Consider the following 22,058-nt stretch of genomic DNA (forward strand, 5'->3'; position numbering starts at 1 on the left):
TTCGGCGCCGTCAAACCATTGCTGGCACCGTCCTGATTCACCGCCGAACCCCTGATCACCGCAAGCACGGTATGACCGTTCCGTTGGGCGTCCGAGAGTCGTTCGAGCGCGAGCATGCCGACGCCCTCGGCCCAGCCGGTGCCGTCGGCGGCGCCGGCGAATGCCTTGCAGCGGCCGTCCGTCGACAGGCCCTGCTGGCGGCTGAACTCGATGAACATGCCGGGTGTCGCCATCACGGTCGCGCCGCCCGCGAGCGCGAGGTCGCATTCGCCGTTGCGCAGTGCCTGGCTCGCGAGGTGGATCGCCACCAGCGACGACGAGCAGGCGGTGTCGACCGTGATCGCCGGACCCTCCAGACCCAACGTGTACGCGACCCGCCCCGACGCCACACTCGTGGTCGTGCCGGTGAGCAGGTGGCCCTCGTGCCCCCGGGCGGGTTCGTGCAGCCTCGGGCCGTAGTCCTGGGCGGTCGCGCCGACGAAGACCCCGGTACGGCTGCCGCGCAGCGAGTCGGGGGTGATGCCGGCCCGTTCGACCGATTCCCACGCGGTCTCCAGGAGCAGGCGCTGCTGCGGGTCCATCGCCGCCGCCTCGCGCGGCGAGATCCCGAAGAAGCCCGCGTCGAAGTCGCCCGCGTCGTGCAGGAAACCGCCCTGCCGGGTGTAGGTCCTGCCGGTCCGGCCGGGTTCCGGATCGTAGAGATCGCGCAGGTCCCAGCCCCGGTTGTCGGGTAGGTCCCCGATCGCGTCGACGCCGGCGGCCACCAGTTCCCACAGGCGCGCGGGCGAGTCGGCGCCGCCGGGGAATCGGCAGGCCATCGCGATGATCGCGATCGGCTCGTCGGCACCGCCCGTCCCGCCGCCGGCCACGTGTTCGGGGCCGGCCTGCGACGACGGGTCGCCGAGCAATGCGTCGACCAGGTAGCGGGCCATGGCCACGGGGGTCGGGTGGTCGTAGACGAGTGAGGCGGGCAGCGAAAGACCGGTCTCGGTGCCCAGCCGATCGCGCAGTTCGACGGAGGTCAGCGAGTTGTGACCGTGCTCCTTGAAGGACAGGTCCGGCTCGACGGACTCGCCCGCGTCGTATTCCAGCACCTCGGCCGAGTGCGCGCATACCAGCTCGACGACGAGCGCCCGGCGCCGTTTGTCGTCGAGGGGGCGTAGCCGACGCACCCACTCGCCCCGGGCACCGCTCTCCTCCGCCTCGTCACCATGGTCCTGTTCGGGATCGACCGGATCGACCGCGTCGACGGGGCCGAAGGCTCCGCCCGGCACAACCGCGGCCCCGTCCGCGCCCGGCCCCGGCGTCGCAACCGCAACCGCAACCGCAGCCGCAGCCGCGGGCACCGGCCCGCCCACCCAGTGGCGCCTGCGTTGGAAGGCGTACGTGGGCAGTTCCACCCGCCGGACCGGCTCGCCGCCCAGCAGTGGGCTCCAGTCCACAGGGACGCCCGCGCCGTGTACACGGGCGACGGCGCGACCGAAGGCGAGCAATTCGCGCTGCCGTGCGGCGAGGATGCCGATCAGCAACTCACCGGCGCCGTCCGAGGCGAACGTGTCCTTCGCCAGGCCCGTCAGCACCGGGTCCGGGCCGAGTTCGACGAAGATGGCGACGCCCAGTTCGCGCAGCGTGCGCAGACCGTCGTGGAAACGCACCGGCTCGCGAACGTGCCGTGTCCAGTAGTCGGGCGAGCGCAGCAGTTCGGCGTCCGCGAGTCGGCCGGTGACGTTCGAGACCACCGGGATGGTCGGCTCGTGATAGGCGATGCTCGCGGCGACCTCGCGGAACTCGGCGGACAGATCGTCCATGTGGTGCGAGTGGAACGCGTGCCGGACCGCCAGTCGTTTGGTCCTGACGCCCGCTTCGCGGAATCGACCGGCGAGTTCCTCTGCGGCGTCCGCGTCGCCCGAGACGACGACCGCCTCGGGGCCATTGACCGCCGCCAGGCCGAGGGTGTGCGGGTGATCCCGGAGCGCCGCCAGCACCGTCTGCTCGTTCGCGTTGATCGCGAGCATCGCACCGCCCTCGCGGGCGCGCTGCATGAGCCGGCCCCGGGTCGCGACGAGAAGGCACGCGTCGTCCAGGGTCAGCACGCCGGCCGCGTGCGCGGCGGCCAACTCCCCCACCGAGTGCCCGATCAGGTACCCGGGGCGCAGCCCGAAGGACACCGCGAGCCGGAACAGCGCGATCTCCAAGGCGAACAGCGCGGGCTGGGTATAGGCGGTCCGGTCGAGCAGTTCGGAGTTTCCTTCCCCGAACATGACCTCGCGCAGCGGCACATCCACGTGCGGGTCGAGCCGTGCGCAGATCTCGTCGAGCGCGTCGGCGAACACCGGGAAGGCGGCGTACAGTTCGCGTCCGGCGCCGACCCGTTGGCTGCCCTGACCGGTGAACAGGAAGGCCGTCGAACCGGTTCCGACACCGGTGCCGCGTACCGCTCCGGCGCCGGTGCGGCCGGCCGCGAGGGTGGTCAGGCCGCGGAGGAGTTCGTCGCGGGTGGTACCGACGGCGACCGCCCGCTGCTCGAACGCGGTGCGGGTTTCCAGCAGGGAGTGCGCCACGTCCGCGGGGTCGACGTCCGGGTTCGCCTCGACGAATTCGGCGAGCCGGGCCGCCTGTCCGCGCAGTGCGGCGGCGGTGCGGGCGGACAGCGACCACGCGAGCAGCCGCGGCCGCGCCGGCCGGGTGCGGGGGGCGCGGGCGACGGGTTCGGGAGCACCGGCCAGCACGAGGTGGCAGTTGGTACCGCCCATGCCGAACGACGACACGCCGGCCAGGCGGGGCCCGGATGTTTGGGGCCAGTCGGTGATTTCGGTCTGGACCCTCAGGCCCAGCCGATCGAGGGGGATGTCCGGGTTGGGGGTGCGGAAGTTCAGACTCGCGGGGATGCGTCCGTGGTGCAGGGCGAGTGTGGTCTTGATCAGGCCGACGATTCCCGCGGCGCCTTCGAGGTGCCCGACGTTGGTCTTGGCCGAACCGACGAGCAGGGGGCGGGCGGGGTCGCGGGTCGCGGCGAAGACCGCGCCGAGGGCCGCCGCCTCGACGGGGTCGCCGACGGCCGTACCGGTGCCGTGCAGTTCGACGTAGTCGACGTCGGCGGGGTTGGTGCCGGCTCGGGTGTGGGCGAGTCGGATCACCTCTTCCTGGCCGGCGCTGCCGGGCACGGTCAGGCCGGGGCCCGCGCCGTCGTTGCCGACGGCTCCGCCGAGGATGACGCACAGCACGTCGTCGCCGTCGGCGGTGGCGTCGGCGAGGCGCTTGAGGACGACGACGCCGCCGCCTTCGCCGCGGACGTAGCCGTTGGCCCGGGCGTCGAAGGTGTAGGAGCGGTCGTCCGGGGAAAGGCCGCCGAAGCGGTCCACCGCGAGGGTGCTCTCCGGCGCGAGGATGAGGTTGACCCCGCCCGCGAGCGCCATCGACGACTCGCCCTTGCGCAGGCTTTCGCACGCCTGGTGCACCGCGACCAGTGCGGACGACTGCCCCGAGTCGACCACCAGGCTGGGGCCGTGCAGGTCGAGCGTGTAGGAGACGCGGTTGGCGATGATGCTGCGGTGCAACCCGGTGGAGGTGTGTGCGCCGATCGCGGCCGGTCCGAGGCGGTGCACCACGGTGGCGTAGTCGTCGAGGATCGCGCCGATGAACACCCCGGTGCGGCTGCCTCGGATCCGGTCCGGGATCCGGCCCGCGTGTTCCAGCGCTTCCCAGGCCAGTTCCAGGATCAGCCGCTGTTGCGGATCCATCGCCGCCGCCTCGCGGGGCGAGATGCCGAAGAAGCGAGCGTCGAAGGTCTCCACGTCTTCGAGGTATCCGGCCTGCCGCGCCCGGATCGCGCCCGTCGCGGCGCCGCCCCGATCGGGTGGCCCGGCCGGGTGCGGGCGTGCCTCGGGGGCGTCGCCGATGGCGCTCACGCCGTCGCGCAGGAGTTCCCAGAACGATCGCGGGTTCGGGGCACCCGGGAATCGACACGCCAGTCCGACCACCGCGATCGGGCCCTCGCCGGCCACCGCCGGGCGGGTGTGGGTGTCGGTGCCGGCGGAATGCATGTCGTTCGCCATGGGGCGTCCTCACACTGTGCTCGGTGGAACCGGTCACTGGGCACCGGTCCGACGGTGGGCGCGGCCGGCGCCCGGGTCGTCGCGGGGCGGTGTCGCCCGCGCCCGCGGCGGGCTCCGACCGGCGGGGCGGGTCCTGTCGGGCGACCCGCGCCGACTCCGGTCGCCGGGGGGCGTCCGGACCGCGACACACCCGTGCCGGGGAGTCGGGCCAGGGTGTTCGGCGGGGCTTAGGACGACCTTTGTCCGGGCTAAATCCGCTGGTGGTCCCGGATTTTCGCGCGCGGACGGCGCGCCGAAGGGCACGGCGGGAGGCACAGCGAGGGTTAAGCGTGGTTTAAGCCGGTACCCGAACCGTGGGGGTTCGGCCCGTTCGGACCGCGCTTTCGCCCCCGGCCGTTCGAAAGGTTTTCCTTCCGTGGTGAACAACGAGGACAGGTTCCGTGACTACCTCAAGCGGGCGACGGCGGACCTGCGTCGGACCCGCCGCCGGTTGGAGGAGGTCGAGGAGCGGCAGCACGAGCCGATCGCGATCATCGGTATGGCCTGTCGCTATCCGGGCGGCGTCGACTCGCCCGAACAGTTGTGGCGGCTGCTGGCCGAAGGCGGCGAGAGCATCGGCGAGTTCCCCGCGGACCGGGGCTGGGACGTGGCGGACCTGCACGATCCGGATCCGGCGGCGGTGGGCAAGTCGTCCACCCGCAACGGCGGTTTCCTCTACAACGCGGCCGATTTCGACGCGGAGTTCTTCGGCATGGGTCCCCGTGAGGCGATGACGGTGGATCCCCAGCAGCGGTTGCTCCTGGAAACCGCGTGGCGGGTGTTCGAGGACGCGGGGATCGTGCCGGAGTCGTTGCGCGGGAGCGACACGGGGGTGTTCGCCGGGATCATGTACAACGACTACGGCGCGCGGCTTCGGCCCGCTCCGCGGGAGTACGAGGGATACCTCGCGAATGGCAGCCTGGGCAGTGTGGCGACCGGCCGGATCGCCTACACGTTCGGCCTGGAGGGCCCGGCGGTGACGGTGGACACCGCGTGCTCGTCGTCGCTGGTGGCGCTGCACCTGGGGGTTCAGGCACTGCGCCGGGGCGAGTGCGCGCTCGCGCTCGTGGGCGGGGCCACGGTGATGTCGACACCGCACACCTTCGTGGAGTTCAGCCGCCAGGGCGGCCTGTCCCCCGACGGACGTTGCCGGGCCTTCTCGGCGGACGCGAACGGCACGGGCTGGAGCGAGGGGGTCGGCCTGCTGCTCGTGGAGCGGTTGTCGCAGGCGCGACGCAACGGCCATCGGGTGCTGGCGGTGGTTCGCGGTACTTCGGTCAACCAGGACGGCGCCAGCGCGCAGTTGACCGCGCCCAACGGCCCCTCGCAGGAGCGGGTGATCCGACGGGCGCTGGCGGACGCGGGCCTGGGCACCGAGGACGTGGACGCGGTGGAGGCGCACGGTACCGGGACCAGGCTCGGCGATCCGATCGAGGCCCGGGCGCTGATCGACGTGTACGGCGCGCGGCGCCCGGCGGATCGTCCGTTGTGGCTGGGCTCGCTGAAGTCGAACATCGGGCACACCCAGGCGGCGGCCGGGGTCGGCGCGGTGATCAAGATGGTGTTGGCGCTGCGGCACGGCCTGCTGCCGCGCACGCTGCACGCCGAGGAACCCACTCCGCATGTGGACTGGGACGAGGGCACGGTGCGGCTGTTGAGCCGCGAGCAGCCCTGGGAGTACACGCCGACGCGGCCCCGGCGCGCGGGTGTGTCCGCGTTCGGCATCAGCGGGACCAACGCGCACGCGATCATCGAGGAGCCGCCGGTCGGCGATGCGGCCGACGCGCCGGCCGACCCGGAGGTCGCGCCCACCGACGAGGAAGCGCCCGGCGGTGGCGGTGGCGTGGTGCCGTGGCCGCTGTCCGCTCGGACGCCGGCGGCGTTGCGGCAATCCGCCGAGGAGCTGCGGCGGTTCCTGGCCGAGCATCCCGAGTCGGATCCGGTGCGGCTGGGCCGCGTGCTGCACACCTCCCGGACCGTGTTCGAACACCGCGCGGTGCTGCTTGGCACGTGCCCTGCGGAGTTCTCGGGCGCGTTGTCGGCGCTGGCTCGGGACGAGCCGTCGCCGCGGGTGGTGCGCGGCGTCGCGGCGCCGGCTCCGCGCATCGCGTTCCTGTTCACCGGTCAAGGCAGCCAACGGCTCGGCGCGGGGCGCGAACTGTATGCCGAATTCCCGGTGTTCGCTCGGGCGCTGGACGAGGTGTGCGCGTTCCTGGACCCGTTGCTGCCGTTGCCGCTCAAGCAGGTGTTGTTCGCTCCCGAGGGCAGCTCCGAGGCGGGGTTGTTGGATCGTACGGTGTTCACCCAGGCGGGCCTGTTCGCCGTGCAGGTCGCGCTGTTCCGGCTGACCGCGCGCTTCGGGGTCGGGCCGGACGCGGTTTTGGGCCATTCGATCGGGGAGTTGGCCGCGGCGCATGTGGCGGGCGTGCTGGATCTGCGGGATGCGTGTGTGCTGGTGGCGGCCCGAGGAGCGTTGATGCAGTCGGCACCGGCGGGTGGCGCGATGGTCGCCGTCGAGGCGTCGGAGGAGGAGGTGCGCCCGCTCCTGGCGGGACACGAGGACAGGATCGCGATCGCCGCGCTGAACGGCCCGGCGTCCACCGTGGTCTCCGGTGACGTGGACGCGGTGGAGCGTGTCGCGGGCCACTTCTTCGCGGCGGGCCGGCGGACGTCGCGGTTGAAGGTCGATCATGCCTTCCACTCCCCGCACATGGCGCCGATCCTGGCCGACTTCGCCAAGGTTGCGGAGGAGTTGACCTATCACGAGCCGTCGCTGCCGGTGATCTCCGATGTCACCGGACGGGTCGCCGAGCCCGGCGAGTTGAGCGATCCGCGCTACTGGGTGCGGCACATCGTCAGTCCGGTGCGCTTCGTGGACGGGGTCCGGGCGCTGGCCGACTTCGGGATCACGGGCTACCTGGAACTGGGGCCGGAGCCGGTGTTGACCGCGCTCGCCCGGCAGTGCCTGGAACAGGCGCCGGGGGAGCCGGTGTTCGCGTCCACGTTGCGCGCGCGGCACGGCGAGGCGCATACCCTGCTCGGTGCGCTGGGCACGCTGCACGCGCACGGACGGGCCGTGGACTGGGAGGTGTTGCTGCCGGCGGGTGGGCCCACGTCGCCGCCCGGGTTGCCCGACGTGCGGGAGTCGCCGGACCTGTCGGGGTTGCCCGGCTATCCGTTCCAGCGCGAGCGCTACTGGCTCGAACCGGTGCGTGGCGCGGGCGATGTCGCCTCGCTCGGGCTCGCCGCGGCCGGGAGTCCGCTGCTGGACACCGTGATCGATCTGGCCGACGGCGCGCTGCTGTGGACCGGGCGGCTGTCGGTGGCCGCGACGCCGTGGCTGGGCGACCACCAGGTGGTCGGCGCCACGCTGTTGCCGGCGACCGGTTTCCTGGACCTGATCCTGCACGCGGGCGCGCACGTCGGCTGCTCGGGCGTGGACGAACTCACCGTCGAGGCACCGCTGATCCTGCCCGAGGAGGGCTCCGTCGCCCTGCGGCTCACGGCGAGTGCCCCCGACGACACCGGGCGGCGCGCGGTGGAGGTGCACACGCGCGCGGACGCGGCCGGGGCCGACGCGGTGTGGACCCGGCACGCCACCGCGAACCTGATCGCACCGGATCCGGTGGCGCCCCACTCGGTGGCCGGCCCCTGGCCGCCGCCCGGTGCGAGCGAGGTGGACCTGAGCGGTGTCTACGACGGTCTGGCCGAGCGCGGCTACCACTACGGCCCGGCCTTTCGCGGACTGGGCGCGCTGTGGCGGGCGGGCAACGACCTGTACGCCGAGGTCCGACTGCCGCACGGCATCCCGGCGGGCGGGCACACGCTGCATCCGGCGCTGTTCGACGCCGCGCTGCACCCGCTGGCGATGGTCCGGGCCGAAAGCGGCGGCGACGGCTCGGCCCAGGTCGCGCTGCCCTTCCACTGGGCGGGGATCCGGCTGTACGCGAGCGGCGCGAGCGAGGTCCGGGTCACGCTGACCCGGACCACCGAGGACACCACCACCATCGTGCTGACCGACCCGACCGGCGCCCCCGTGGCCGCGGTGGACACGCTCACCACCCGGCAGGTGCCGGTGTCCCGACTGGCGGCCGCGCGGCCCGCGTCCGCCGGTGCCCTGCACGTGGTGCGTTGGACACCGGCGGGCTCGGACACCGAAGGCCGCGCGAGCGCGTGCGCGGTCGTCGGGCCGGACCCGCTGGCGCTGGCCGCCGCCGTGCGCACGCCCGGGGGGCCGGCGGTGCCGGTGTATCCGGATCTGGCCGCGCTCGGCGCGAGTATCGAGGCGGGCCTGCCCGTACCCGATCGGGTTCTGGTCACCGTGGGCCGTCCCGACGCCCGGGTGGACGACGACGCAAGCACGCCGGACGCGGTGCGCACCGCGGTGCACCGCGCCGCCGAACTCGCCCGCGACTGGGCCGGCGACGACCGATTCGCCCGCGCCTGCCTGGTCGCCGTCACCCGCGGCGCGGTGGGCACCGCCCCGGGGCCGGAGATCCGCGATCTGGCCGGCGCTGCGGCATGGGGCCTGCTGCGTTCGGCCCGTACCGAGAATCCGGGCCGATTCGCCCTGCTCGACGTGGACCGCCTGCCCGCCGCGGCGCCCGCGGACCCGACGGCCGCGCCGTCTCGGGACCGGGAGCCGGACCCGGCGCTGCGGGCGATCGTGGCCGGCGACGAGCCGGAGGCCGCGCTGCGCCAGGGCACCACGTACGTTCCCCGGCTGGTGCGCGCGGACACCGTGCCCGACGTGCTGACTCCCCCGTCGAATTCACCGGCCTGGCACCTGGCCACCACCGACAACGGCACCCTGGCCAACCTGGCCCTGGTGGACGCACCGCAACTCGCCGAGCCCCTGGGGCCCGGTCGGGTGCGGGTGACCATGCGGGCCGGTGGGCTGAATTTCCGGGACGTGCTGATCGGGCTCGGCATGTATCCGGGCGACGAGGCGCGGATCGGCGGCGAGGGCGCGGGCGTGGTGGCCGAGGTCGGCCCCGGGGTGACCACGGTGGCTCCCGGGGATCGGGTGATGGGTCTGTTCCCCGAGGGCGGCCTGGGTCCGGTCGCGGTCACCGACCACCGGCTGCTCTCCCGGATGCCCGAGGGGTGGTCGTTCGGGCGGGCCGCGGTGGTGCCGGTGGTCTTCCTGACCGCCTATCACGGCCTGGTCGACCTGGCCGGGGTCCGGCCGGGCGAATCGGTGTTGGTGCACTCGGCCGCGGGTGGGGTCGGCATGGCCGCGCTGCAACTGGCCCGGCATCTGGGCCTGGAGGTCTACGGCACCGCCGGTCCCGGCAAGTGGGACGCGCTGCGCGCCCAGGGCCTGCCCGACGAGCGCATCGCGGGCTCTCGGACGCCGGCCTTCGAACACACCTTCGCGCACGCGACCGGCGGGCGCGGCGTGGACGTCGTGCTCAATTCGCTGTCCGGGGAATTCGTCGACGCCTCGTTGCGGCTGCTGTCGCCGGGCGGGCGCTTCTTGGAGATGGGCAAGACGGACATCCGTGACCCGCTGCTGGTCGCCTCGGCGCATCCCGGGGTGACCTACACCGCCTACGACCTGAACCGGGTCGCACCGGAACGTATCCAGGAGATGTTGACCATCCTGGTCGAGTTGTTCGAAAGCGGACGACTGGCACCGCTGCCGATCACCGCCTGGGACATCGCCCACGCCCCCGAGGCGCTGCGCTTCCTGTCCCAGGCCCGCCACATCGGCAAGACGCTGCTGACCCTGCCGTCCGGGCTCGACCCGGAGGGGACCGTACTGATCACCGGCGCCACCGGCACCCTGGCCCGGCTGCTGGCCCGCCACCTGGTCACCCGGCACGGCGTACGCCGCCTGGTGTTGGCGAGCCGCCGCGGCGGGCAGGCCGCGGGGGCGGGCGAACTGCTCGCCGAATTGGCCTCGCTCGGCGCGGAGGTGCGCCTGTCCGCGTGCGACGTCGCCGACTTCGACGCGGTGGCCCGACTCCTGGACGGGATACCGCCCGAGCATCCGTTGACCGCGGTGGTGCACACCGCCGGCGTCCTGGACGACGCGACGGTGGACGCGCTCACGCCCGCGCGGATCGACGCGGTGCTGCGGCCCAAGGTCGACGGCGCGTGGCACCTGCACCGGCTGACCCGCCGACTCGACCTGGCCGCGTTCGTGCTGTACTCCTCGGCGGCGGGCGTGCTCGGCAACCCGGGACAGGGCAACTACGCCGCCGCGAACACCTTCCTGGACACTCTCGCGCACCACCGCCAGGCGCTCGGCCTGCCCGGCATCTCCCTCGCGTGGGGACTGTGGGGCGCACAGAGCGCGATGACCGGCCGTCTCGACGACACCGCGCTGGCCCGCCTGTCCCGGGGCGGCATCGTGCCGTTGTCCGTCGAGCAGGGTCTGGCCCTGTTCGACGCGGCGCTCGAACAGCGGCACGCCGCGCCCGTCGCGGTCGGGCTGAACCTGCCCGCGCTGCGGGCCCGCGCCCGAGCCGGGGAATCCACGCCCCTCTTCGCCGCGTTGACCGCCGTCGAGCCCTCGCGTGCTGCGGTCACGGAGACCCCGACCGCCGGGGCGCGGACACTCGCCGAACGGCTCGCGCCGCTGCGCCCGAGCGCTCGGCGGCAGTTGTTGAAGGACGTGGTGAGCGGCCATGTCGCCACCGTCCTGGGACACTCGTCGGCGGGGGCGATCAACGGGAAACGCTCGTTCAAGGAGTTGGGCTTCGACTCGCTGTCCGCGGTCGAGTTGCGCAATCGGCTCAACGTCGACACCGGGCTTCGATTGCCCGTCTCCCTCGTCTTCGATCACGCCACGCCCTCCGCGCTGGCCCGGCATCTGGAGGAGGCCCTGGCCGTGCGGGCCGAATCGGCCGCGCCGGCGGTCGCGTTGACGTCGCTGTTCGCCGAACTGCACCGGGTCGAACTCGCCGTGGCGGACGCCGCGGTGACGCAGCCGGACGCGGATCGGCTGGCGGAGCGGCTGCGCGAACTGCTGGCTGCGCTGTCGACGCCGGCACGGCGACCCGCGGGCATCGGCGAACCCGCCGCGTCCGCACATCTCGCCCGAGCGAGCGACGACGAGATCTTCGATCTCATCGACAACGAACTCGGCCTCGGCTGAGCGCTCCCCGCGCCGGATCGGTGCCGCGTTCCCCGTCGGCACCGGGCCGGTGCGGCGCCGAGGACGTATCGGGCCCGACGCACATGGCTCATCCGCGCGCCGCTGATCTATACTTGCGTCGTCCACATTCCCCCAGTAGGGGAACGCTGGTCGACGAGGGGGAACAACGCGCAGGACGGTCCCGGGTGACGGGTACGGGTTCGCAGACGGACACCCGAAGACGGAACCGTGGGGCACGCTTGGCGTCGGGCCGTGCATCGTCCGCCGGATCCGCCGCCATCCCGCGCCGGTCGCACCGACGACATCATCCCGAGTCGGCTTTCACGCACCAAGTACCGCATCGCGGTACTCGATTGCAGGACATACGGGGTGAGTTCCACGAAATCTCCATTGCGTCCGAATGCCGGGACCGTTCGTCGACACGAGATACAACGACTCGTCACCTCGCTCGATCGATTACCACGACAACGGGGCATGGTGATCGAAGTCGCCGGCGGAATCGGCAGCGGCAAGAGCAGACTTCTGGCGGAGTTCGCCGCCGAGGCACACGAACGGGACATTCCCGTGCTGCACGCCCGAGGCACCGCCTACGGGCAGAACAACGCCTTCCACGTCGTGGTGGCGGCCCTGCACAGCGAGCTGGTCTCGCAACGTCTGGACCACCTTCCCACGCACACCGCGGCCTCGCTGCGCCGCGTGCTGCACGCGCCCACCCACCTCGATGCCGCCGACCCCGATGCGGGGCCCGCCCAGGTCGGTTCCCATCGGCTGCGCCTGCTGCTGCGACACGTCACCCACGACGGCCTGGTGATCATTCTCGACGACATGCACTGGGCGGACCCGCAATCGCTCGCGTTGATCGACCAGTTGATCTCCTCGCCACTCGACGTTCCGCTGCTCGTGGTGATGGCCGATCGCCCCCGCCAGGCCCCGCCGCAACTGCGCGAGTCGCTCGCCCACGGCCTCGTGCAGGGCACGGTGGAACGCATCGCCCTGCCCGCCCTCACCCGGGAGCAGTGCGCCGAACTCCTCGGCATGGGCGTGGAGGATCCGCGATTGCGCGACCTGTGCCGGGAATCGGAGGGCAACCCGCTGTATCTGCTCGCCGCGGCACACTGCGGCGACCGCGGTACGCACGGCCCGACGGCACATCCTCCGTCGCCCATCCCGGCCGGCCACGTCGACGATCTGCAAAACCAGTACGCCGCCCACCTGTTGGCCGAGATCTCCGGGTTGTCCGGCGTCGAGGCGCAGGTGCTGCACGCGGCGGCCGTCTTCGCCGAACGCTTCGACCTCGTGGCGGTGGCGGCGGTGGCCGAACTCGACATGCGTCAGGTCTGCGCCGCCACCGACCGTCTGGTCCGTCGCGATCTGCTGCGCGTGGTCGACGCCGGCGTGCAGTACTCCTTCCGCCATCCGATACTGCGCCGGCTCGCCTACACCGAAAGCGATGCCTGTCGGCGGCTGCGCCTGCACCGCAACGCGCTGGCCGTACTGGTCGAGCGCGATGCGCCGGCCGCCGCGCGGGCCCCGCACATCGAGCACTCCTTCACCGGCGAGGACGCGCGCGACGCGGTCGCGACACTCGTACGGGCCGCGGACGAGGTGATGCGCTCCGCGCCTCGCCAGGCCGGCCAGTGGTTGCGCCTCGCCGGTTCGCTGATCGACCGCGACCCGGGGGTTCGGGACCAACGCACCACGGTGTTGGCGAAGACGGCGCACGCTCTGTTCCTGGAGGGCAGGCCCGCGGAGAGTCGCGCACTCTTGGAGGCGGCGCTCGCGATCCGATCGGGCGAGGGTGTCGAGGACCGCGTGCGGCTGATCAAGCAGCGCACGATGATCGACCTGTTCCTCGGCAACCACACCCAGGCGTGGGCATCGTTGACCTCCGAGATCGCGGCGCTGCCGCAACCACGCTCGGCGACCGGCATCCTGTTCGTCCTGCGCACCGTCATGGGCGTGGTGGGCAGCGGCATGTGGCCCTCCTCGGAGGAGTTGCGCACCACCCTGCGGTCCGCCGGCAGCGGCCCCGACGGGGATCTCGAGGGCAGTGCCCTGGCGCTGTACGGGCTCTACGAGGTGATCGCCGGGGACCGGGCCGCCGGAGCCCGGATGATCGACCGGTGCGCGACCCGGCTGGATCAGATCCCGAACGACGCGCTGGTCGACGGTCTGGAGGTGTTGCCGCTGCTGGCCTGGGCCGAGATCTTCCTCGGCCGGTTCACCGACGCCCAGCGGCACATGCTGCGCGGACTGGGCATCGCGTACGCCACCGGCCAGGTGTACCTCCTGCCGATCATGATCGACGGCCTGTGCCACATCTGCCTGTTCGTGGGGCCGACGGCGGGAGCCGAGCCGATCATCGACGAGGCGTACGCGATCGCCGAGCGCATCGACTCCGACGAGGTCCGCGGCCTCACGCTGGCCCTCAAGGCCCTGCAGACGTCCTGGAACGGCGCGCACGACACCGGCCGACAGCTCGCGGAGCAGGCGGTCGCCGCACTCCAACCGGGCAGCCTGTGGCGGGTCAGTGCGGCCCTGGCCCTGGCCCGCGCCACGGTGGTGGCCGATCCCCGGCGCAGCCGGATGCTGATCCTCGACGTCGGACGCGGGCCCGACCTGCTCAACCTGCCCGCGATGCTTCGACCGATGTGTCATCGGATACTCACCGTCGCCACGATCGCGGCGGGCGATCCCGACGCGGCATTGTGGGCGAAGCGGGCCCGGGACGCGGTGCGCGAGTCGGAACTGTCGTTCCAGCACGCGGAGGCGTTGCTCGCCGAGGCCGAGGTGGCCCGGTTCGCCGACGACCCGGACACCGCCTCGGACCTGTACCAGCACGCCGCCGACCGACTGGCGGCGGCCGACCTGACGCTGCCGCGGACCACGGCGCTGCTGGACGCCGCCGAGTGCGAGGCCGTGGCCGGCCGGGTCGACGACGCGACGAAACTGCTGGTCCTCGCCCGCGAACTGGCCCGCCGATCCGGCGCGGACACGCTGTATCGCCGGGCCGAGGAGCGTCTGGCCGCGCTGGCTTGGGCCAAGGGGTCGACCGAGCCGGGCGCCGCGACGGCGCTGTCCGTACTGACCAATCGCGAGCGCGAGATCGCCGATCTCGCGGGAACGGGCATGCGTACCCGTGAGATCGCCCAGGTGTTGCGGCTGAGCCCGCGCACCGTGGACGCCCACCTGGCCCACATCTACCGCAAGCTCGACCTGAGTTCGCGCGCCGAACTGGCCCATCTGGTCACCGGACTGCAGAGCGGACCGGCTCCGCCAAGCTCGGCTTTAGGTCTGTCTAAGTGCGGCCCCTGAACATCGCAGCGACGGCCGGGACCGCGCCCGCGCACCGTGCGGTGCCCCCTCGACGTCCCGGCCGGACGAGCGAAGGGGAAGATCATGGCGCACCCGACGAAATGGTCCCGCGCCCGCAGTGCGGCGCTGGTCGCGCTGTGCGTGACCACCACTGCGACGGTGATGGCGTCCGACGCGTTCGCGGCGGACGGCGACAAGCGGGGCAATCGATGTGTGGAAGTCGGCGGAGTCACCGAGCAGACGGTCAAGTACAGCACGGTCGGCTCGGCGAACCCGCCCATGCAGCAGATCGGTGACACCGCCACCTACTACGACGTGATCTACGACAAGCAGGACAACATCATCGGCGACGCGGTCGGGTTCGTCACGATCACCGGCCGCCGGCCCTCGGACGGCCACCTGATCAGCGAGTACCACGAGGCCGTGCATCTGCCGCAGGGCACCTTCCGGGACTCGGCCACCGGCATCGACCGGGACGGGATGATCGCGGGCGAGTGGCTGCACCTCAAGGCGATCGGCACCGGCGGCTCCTTCGCGGGCAAGCGCGGATACCGCCGCTGGCACCTGATTCCGCCGCTGTCCAATCCCCCGGTGCCCAGCGAGCGGGCGGCCGTGGTCATCCGGCTGTGCGGCTGACGTGGACGGCGACGTCCACATCCGGTCGATCGGCACCGCGCTGCCGGGTCCGGCGATCGACAACGCCACCCTGGGGCGGCGGTTGCGCATGGGCGGGCAGTGGGAGCAGTGGGTCGAGACGTTCATCGGCACCAGGAGCCGGCACCTGTCGATCGACCTGGACACGGCCAAGCCCGCGCACTCGTTGGCGGACCTGTGCGAGACGGCCGGCCGACGTGCCCTGGAGGGCGCGGGGCGGGCCGCCGAGGACGTGGACCTGCTGGTCCTGGCCACCGCCTCACCGGACCTGTTGATGCCCACGACGGCGAACGTGGTCGCCGACAGGTTGCGGATCAACGGCGTGCCCACGTACCAGATCCAGTCGGGCTGCTGCGGCGCGTTCCAGGCGCTGAGCCTGGCGCAGCAGTTGCTGGCGGGCGGCGAGTATCGCAACGCCCTGGTCCTGGGTGGCGACGTGTCGGCCAAGTTCTACGACTTCGACCTGGATTTCGCGACGCTGCCGCCCGACCAACTGGTGCACTACGTACTGTTCGGCGACGGTGCCGGCGCGGCGGTCCTGGACCGCACGTCGGCTCCCGGCGCGTCGGTGATCCGCCAGTTGTTCACCAGGCTCACCGGCCTGGACCGCGAACCCGGGCAGACGCTGGACTGGTACGGCCCGGGGGATCGGGGCTCGGATCGGCCGCCCGCGATCGAGGACTACAAGGCGATCGAGGAGCGGGTGCCGCTGATGTCCGCCGAGATCCTGGACGAGCTCCTGGACGACACCGGGTGGCAACGCGACGAGATCGACTACCTGTTGCCGCCGCAGTTGTCCGGGCGGATGACCACGAAGATCGTGGATCTGCTGGCGCTGCCCGGTGCGTACGAGATCAGCCGGGTGCGCGAGATCGGCAACAACGGCAACGCCACCCCGTTCTTCCAATTGGAGAGCGCCTTCGAACGGGCGATCCCCGGTCAGCGCCTGCTCGGCATCTCGGTGGAGTCCAGCAAGTGGATCAAGGGCGGTTTCGCCGTCGAGACCGTCTGAGCACCGCCATCGACCCGGCCCGTGATCCCGTCATGGGGTCCGCGGCCGGGACCCGACCTCGCGACAGCGTAAGGAGCCCCTCGTGCGAAGCACTCCGGTGCCCCGGGAGCGCCGCCACACCCTGTACTTCCTGGAGCAGACCCGGGGCTTCGCCCCGGTGTTCCTGGACACCGACGTCGACATGTCCCGTGTGCGCGAACACCGCGCCGGTCGCCGCGAGGCGGGGCACTCGTACTCGCTGGTGTCCTATGTGGCCCTGGCCGCCGGCCGCGCCCTGGCCGCGCATCCCGACGCCAACGCCGCCATCCGCGGTCGGCTGCGGCCGAGGGTGGCGCACTACCCCACGGTCGACGCCAAGATCACCCTGGACCGGGTGCTGAACGGACGAAGGGTGGTGCTCGCGACGGTCGTTCCGCGCGTGGACACCGCCGGTATCGACGAAATCCAGGACCGGCTGCGGCCGTTCCGGGACGGGGATCCGGCGCAGATGCCGGAGTTCGCCAAGGTGCGCCTGCTGCATCGGCTGCCGATGCCGTTGGGGCGCTTGGCGTTTCGGCTCGCGACCCGCCCGCTGGCGCGCCGGGCGGAGTCGTTCGGCACCGTCGCGATCACCTCGCTCGGTCACCGCCCCGTGCACGGCTTCCACTCGGTGGGCGGCACCACGATCACCCTGGGCGTGGGACAGGTGCGCGACGTGGCGGTGGTGCGCGACGAGCGGGTGGTGGTCCGCCCGGTGATGCGCCTGAGCCTCGCGTTCGACCACCGGGTGATCGACGGGGCGGAGGCGGCCGACGTCCTGACCGACATCAAGGACAACCTCGAAACGCTCGCATCCGTCGGGGAGGGCGAGACACGGTCCGAATCCGCCGAGGACCGACTCCTCGACGCGGTCGCGCGGGAGGCCCCCTCCCCCGTCGACACCGACCCGTCCGTCCTGGCGCGGGGCACGGGCTGACCCGAACCGACCCGGTTCGAGGGATTCGACGCGACGACGTCGCCGCCGGCGGGAGATCCCACCGGCGGCGACGTCGTCGTATGCGGTATGCGCCCTACCCCTCGAATCCGCCGACGACCTCCTCGACCCGGTCCCGTTTGGCGTACATGTCCCAGAACCGATCCGCCAGATCCTCGGGCCACACGCGCACGACGCCCTGCGCGGACGTGAACGCGGTCTTGGCGTCGAACTTCTCCTGGGCCTCGCTCTTTTCGATCAGCGCGCCGATGGTCAACGCGCCGGCGTACACACCCTTGTCCGCGAGGGAACTGTTGAGCGTGTAGATGTAGTTGCGCAGTCCGGCGAAGGCGATGCCGACGTTGCTCATGAAGGACACCGGCTGACTGCCGACCGAGCCGAGACCGAACAGCAGCCCGCCCTCGCCACGTTCGATCATGGCGGGTAGTACGTGCCGCACGAGCACGATCGGCGCGAGCAGGCGCACGTCCAGCTGTGGTTGGAGGTTGTCCAGGTCCAGGTCCAGCGTGGCGACCGGCTGTTCGGTGATGCCCGCCGGGCTGTACTCGATCACGTCGATGCCGCCGAGCGCGGAGCCGATCTCGTCAACGGTCGCGCCGAGCCGGGTGTGGTCGGCGAGGTCGGCCGTGAAGGTGTGCGCCTCCACGCCCTCGTTCGCCAACGCGGCACGCAACTCCTCCAGCCGTTCCTTGCGTCGGGCGACGAGTGCGACTCGATATCCCTCGGCTCCGAAGCGCCGGGCCACGGCGAGTCCCAGGCCGCTCCCCGCCCCGAAAATGGCGATGGTCTTGGACATTGGTGTGGGAACCTCTCTGCCGAGCCGAGCGCGCCGATGCCGACGGCTCGGGAACGGGAAACATGGGGGTACGGGGGTAGGGCGTACACGGGAATCACCGGCGCCGAACGCGCACCGGGGCACCGGGTCGCCACCTGGCTACCGGGTCACCAGGTCACCAGGTCACCGGGACTTCGTGGATCCCGTACATGATCGTGTCGTTCTTGAACGGCAGTTCCGCCAACGGCACGGCCAGTCGCAGATCCGGGATGCGTTCGAGGAGGGTGCCGAGCACGATCTCCAACTCCAGTCGGGCCAGGTTCTGTCCCAGGCACTGGTGGATGCCGTATCCGAAGGCCAGGTGCGGTCGGGCGTCGCGGTGCGCATCGAACTCGTCCGGGTCGTCGAAGACCTTCGCGTCCCGGTTGGCCGCGCCGTTGGACAGCAGTACACCCTCTCCGGCCCGAATGGTCACGCCGTCGATCTCGATGTCGGCGAGCGCCACCCGGTTCGTGGAGTGGTCGGAGATGCTGAAGTAGCGCAGGAACTCCTCCACCGCGTCGGGGATCAGCGTCGGATCGCCCCGCAGTTCGGCGAGCCGGTCCGGGTGCTCCAACAAATAGGTGACCGCGAGCGAGATCATGTTCGCCGTGGTCTCGTGGCCGGCGACCAGGATCAACAGCGCCATCCCGGCCAGGTGTTCGTTGTCCTCGACCCCGGCCTCGCGATACTTCACCGCGAGCCGGCTGAGCACGTCGTCGGTCGGTTCGTTCTGCTTGGTTACCACCAAGTCGCTCAGGAACGTCCGCAGTTCGGTCATCGAGCCGAGCCGCTCGGGGCCGCCGGCATTACGATCGACCATGATCCGGGCCCGGGTCTGGAAGAACTCCCGGTCCGCGTACGGCACTCCCAGCAGGTCACAGATCACCAGCGAGGGAACGGGCAGGGACAGCGCTTGGACCAGGTCGACCGGGCGGGGGCCCGCGAGCAGCCCGTCCACGTGCGTCGTGACGATCTCCTCGATCCGCGGTCGCAGGCGCTGTACCCGCCGGACGGTGAACTCGCTGATCACCATGCGTCGATACGTGGTGTGCTCCGGCGGGTCCATCCACGGCAGAAAGCCCGCCGGGTTGATCCCGCCCTGCCCCGCCAGCAGCGCGGGGAAGCCGGGATGCACGCGGTTGGCGCTGAGGTTGGGGTCGGTGAACAGTCGGCGTACCGCGTCGTGCGCGGTGACCAGCCAGGCCCACCGGCCGGTGGGCAGCCGAACCCGGGTGATGGGTTCGCGCTCGCGCAGCTCCGCGTACTCCTTCGGCGCACCGAAGGGGCAGGCGCGCGGCATCGGGTAGGCGAGCAGATCCGCCACTCGGGGGTCGCCGGTTTCGATGGTGACGTCGTTGTCGCTCACGTGGCGGCTCCGTTCGGGGGTGCGTCGGGGATGGACGGCTCCGGTGCGGGCGCGGTGGTGAGCGTGATCGCTCGGGCCGGACAGCGCAACACCGCGTCCCGGACGGCCCGCAGGTTCTCGGGCTCCGACGCGCCGGGAAGCACGAACGACAGGCCGTCCTCGTCCCCCTGATCGAAAACATCCGGTGCCGCGAGCACACACTGTCCGGCACCCACGCAGGCGTCGCGGTCCACTTCCACACTCATCGCGCTCCACTTCCGCTCGGTCGCGCTCGGGCGCTCGGGGCCGTCCCGGTGCCCCGCGGCCGGGGACCGGGTCACCAGGTCACCGGTACTTCGTGCACGCCGAACATGATCGCGTCGTTCTTGAACGGCAGTTCCGTCACGGGCACGGCCGTCCGTAGTCCCGGGATCCGGCCGAAGAGCGTGCGAAAGACGATCTCCAGTTCCAACCGGGCCAGGTTCTGCCCGAGGCACTGGTGGATGCCGTATCCGAACGCCACATGTGTGCGGGTGTCCTGGTGGATGTCCAGCACCTCGGGATGCGCGAACACGCTCGGATCCCGATTGGCCGCCGCGTTCGACAGCAGCACGCCCTCGCCCGCGCGGATGGTCACTCCGCCGATCTCGATGTCGGCGATCGCGATCCGGCTGGTGACGTTGTCCGCGACGCTGAAGTAGCGCAGCAGTTCCTCCACCGCACGCGGTGCCAGTGTGGGGTCGGCGAGCAACGCGGCCACCTGGTCCGGGTGTTCCAGGAGCGCCACGGTACCCAGCGAGATCGTGCTCGCCGTGCTCTCGTAGCCGCCGACCAGGATCAGCAGTGCGAGCCCGGTCAGGTGCCCGTGGTCGTCGCGGCCCTCGTCCCGGTGCTTGACCACCAGCCGACTGAGCATGTCGTCCTGCGGCTGCTTGCCCTTGATCAGCAACAACTCACCGAGATAGGTGCGCAGTTCCCGCAGCGCGGCGGCGCGTTCCTGGGCGGTGTGGATACGACTGACCATGATCATCGCATGCCGCTGGATGTGGTCCAGGTCCTCATACGGGACGCCGAGCAGGTCACATATGGTCAGTGACGGCACGGGCAGCGACAGTGCCTGGACCAGGTCCACCGGCCGCGGTCCGGCGAGCATCGCACTGACGCAGTCGTCCACGATCTCCTGGATGCGCGGGCGCATGCGGGCGATCCGACGCACCGTGAACTCGTTGATCACCATCCGCCGGTACGTGGTGTGCTCCGGCTGGTCCATCCACGGCAGGAAACCCTTCGACTGCTCGTCGAAGGACTGCTTGCGCGGAGCCAGTGCCGGGAATTCGGGATGCGCGCCGTTGGCACTGAGATTGGGGTCCAGGAAGAGTCTGCGCACGTCCTGATGCCGGGTGATCAGCCAGGCGGCTTTTCCGCTCGCCAATTGCACCTGCGTGATGGGCCGTTCGCTCCTCAGCTCGGCGTACTGCGGCGAGAGGTCGAACGGACACGATCTCGGCATGGGAAACGTCGGCAGGTGTGCCGAGGCGGTCTCTGTCACGATGCAACTCCCTTACCGGCAAGTCATGAGCAGCCAGTGTCGGAGTCCGCGCTTAAACGCCCCTTAGCACCTTCTTAAAGGCGACGGCCTTGGCCCACGGCCCCCATCCGCCGCGAAACCGCAGGCCGGAGGATGTTAAGGACGTTTTAAGCGCCCTCTAAGCACCTCTGCGAACGCTGAGCGGCACGGTGCCCGACTGCTGCTCCGGTCGGCGAAACGTACGTTCTCTCCCACCTGTTGAGGCTGATACCGGATGGCGAACGAAGACAAGCTGCGCGACTATCTGCGGCGGGTGACGGGCGAGCTCCAGGAGACGCGCGACCGGCTGCGCGAGCTCGAAGCCGGCCGGTCGGAACCGATCGCGATCGTGGGGATGGGATGTCGCCTTCCGGGCGGCGTGCGCGATGCCTCGGACCTGTGGCGACTGGTTCGCGACGGCGTCGACGCCATCTCGGCGTTTCCCGACGACCGGGGCTGGGACCTGGATTCGGTCCACGACCCGGATCCGGACGCCATCGGGCACACCTATGTGAGAGAGAGCGGTTTCCTGCACGACGCGGGCGACTTCGACGCGGGCTTCTTCGGGATCTCGCCGCGCGAGGCGACGGCCATGGACCCGCAGCAGCGCCTGTTGTTGGAGACCGCGTGGGAAACCCTCGAAAACGCCGGGATCGCCCCGACCGCACTGTTCGGGGGCAACACCGGGGTCTTCACCGGGGTGATCGCCCAGGAGTACGTCCCCGCCGGCCGGGACGCGGTCACCCGGGCCGGGGAGGGCTACTTCCTGACCGGGAACACCGTGAGCGTGGCGTCCGGGCGAATCGCGTACGCACTGGGCCTGGAGGGCCCGGCCGTCACCGTCGACACCGCCTGCTCGTCGTCCCTGGTCGCCCTGCACCTGGCCTGCCAGGCGCTGCGCAACGGCGAATGCGATCTCGCGCTCGCGGGTGGCGCGACGGTCCTGCCCAGCCTGAACCCGTTCCTGGAGTTCAGCCGCCAGCGCGGACTGGCCCCGGACGGCCGCTGCAAGCCCTTCGCCGCCGGCGCCGACGGCTTCGCACTCGCCGAGGGCGTCGGCCTGGTCCTGCTCGAACCACTGAGCCGGGCGCGCGACAACGGTCACACCGTGCTTGCGGTGATCAGGGGTTCGGCGGTGAATCAGGACGGTGCCAGCAATGGTTTGACGGCGCCGAG

11 protein-coding genes are annotated in these 22,058 nt (G+C 71.5%); 6 read left to right on the forward strand and 5 right to left on the reverse strand.

The window, feature by feature from the left end:
* A partial coding sequence (locus tag ACWGR4_RS46995) for a type I polyketide synthase (protein ID WP_452134340.1) occupies positions 1-4,055 on the reverse strand: 4,055 nt, incomplete at its 3' end.
* Between the two features lie 418 nt (positions 4,056-4,473).
* On the opposite strand from ACWGR4_RS46995, the gene ACWGR4_RS47000 reads away from it, so the two are divergent.
* From ACWGR4_RS47000 to ACWGR4_RS47020, 5 genes are all read left to right on the forward strand, one after another.
* Positions 4,474-11,199, forward strand: a complete 6,726-nt coding sequence (locus tag ACWGR4_RS47000; RefSeq protein WP_452134341.1) for an SDR family NAD(P)-dependent oxidoreductase — start codon at positions 4,474-4,476, stop codon at positions 11,197-11,199.
* Positions 11,200-11,568: 369 nt separating this feature from the next.
* Complete coding sequence (locus ACWGR4_RS47005) at positions 11,569-14,514, forward strand: ATP-binding protein (protein ID WP_452130578.1); 2,946 nt, start codon at positions 11,569-11,571, stop codon at positions 14,512-14,514.
* An 84-nt stretch (positions 14,515-14,598) separates the two neighbouring features.
* Positions 14,599-15,150, forward strand: a complete 552-nt coding sequence (locus tag ACWGR4_RS47010; protein WP_380001879.1) for an allene oxide cyclase barrel-like domain-containing protein — start codon at positions 14,599-14,601, stop codon at positions 15,148-15,150.
* A 1-nt stretch (position 15,151) separates the two neighbouring features.
* Positions 15,152-16,180, forward strand: coding sequence for a 3-oxoacyl-ACP synthase III family protein (locus ACWGR4_RS47015; RefSeq protein WP_452130579.1), 1,029 nt, complete (start codon positions 15,152-15,154; stop codon positions 16,178-16,180).
* A gap of 82 nt (positions 16,181-16,262) precedes the next feature.
* Positions 16,263-17,135 (forward strand): 2-oxo acid dehydrogenase subunit E2, encoded by an 873-nt coding sequence (locus ACWGR4_RS47020; protein ID WP_380001875.1) that lies wholly within the window; start codon positions 16,263-16,265, stop codon positions 17,133-17,135.
* 94 nt (positions 17,136-17,229) lie between these two features.
* Here the strand turns inward: ACWGR4_RS47020 and ACWGR4_RS47025 are convergent, their stop codons facing one another.
* The 4 genes from ACWGR4_RS47025 to ACWGR4_RS47040 form a co-directional block, all read right to left on the reverse strand.
* Positions 17,230-17,949: an SDR family NAD(P)-dependent oxidoreductase gene (locus ACWGR4_RS47025; RefSeq protein WP_380001873.1), complete on the reverse strand. Its 720-nt coding sequence runs from the start codon at positions 17,947-17,949 to the stop codon at positions 17,230-17,232.
* A 154-nt stretch (positions 17,950-18,103) separates the two neighbouring features.
* Entirely contained in the window at positions 18,104-19,270 is a 1,167-nt protein-coding gene (locus ACWGR4_RS47030) for a cytochrome P450 (RefSeq protein ID WP_452134039.1), read from the reverse strand.
* A gap of 62 nt (positions 19,271-19,332) precedes the next feature.
* Positions 19,333-19,581: a ferredoxin gene (locus ACWGR4_RS47035; RefSeq protein WP_380001871.1), complete on the reverse strand. Its 249-nt coding sequence runs from the start codon at positions 19,579-19,581 to the stop codon at positions 19,333-19,335.
* Between the two features lie 71 nt (positions 19,582-19,652).
* Positions 19,653-20,864: a cytochrome P450 gene (locus tag ACWGR4_RS47040; RefSeq protein ID WP_380001869.1), complete on the reverse strand. Its 1,212-nt coding sequence runs from the start codon at positions 20,862-20,864 to the stop codon at positions 19,653-19,655.
* Between the two features lie 292 nt (positions 20,865-21,156).
* On the opposite strand from ACWGR4_RS47040, the gene ACWGR4_RS47045 reads away from it, so the two are divergent.
* The coding region (locus ACWGR4_RS47045) for a beta-ketoacyl synthase N-terminal-like domain-containing protein (protein WP_452134342.1) at positions 21,157-22,058 on the forward strand (902 nt) is incomplete at its 3' end.

Source organism: Embleya sp. NPDC055664 (genome assembly GCF_053618075.1).

Bases quoted from the DNA above. Each gene is read 5' to 3' on its own strand.
- ACWGR4_RS47010 (WP_380001879.1), top strand. From the start codon at position 14,599: ATGGCGCACCCGACGAAATGGTCCCGCGCCCGCAGTGCGGCGCTGGTC.
- ACWGR4_RS47025 (WP_380001873.1), bottom strand. From the start codon at position 17,949: ATGTCCAAGACCATCGCCATTTTCGGGGCGGGGAGCGGCCTGGGACTC.
- ACWGR4_RS47030 (WP_452134039.1), bottom strand. From the start codon at position 19,270: ATGCCGCGCGCCTGCCCCTTCGGTGCGCCGAAGGAGTACGCGGAGCTG.
- ACWGR4_RS47035 (WP_380001871.1), bottom strand. From the start codon at position 19,581: ATGAGTGTGGAAGTGGACCGCGACGCCTGCGTGGGTGCCGGACAGTGT.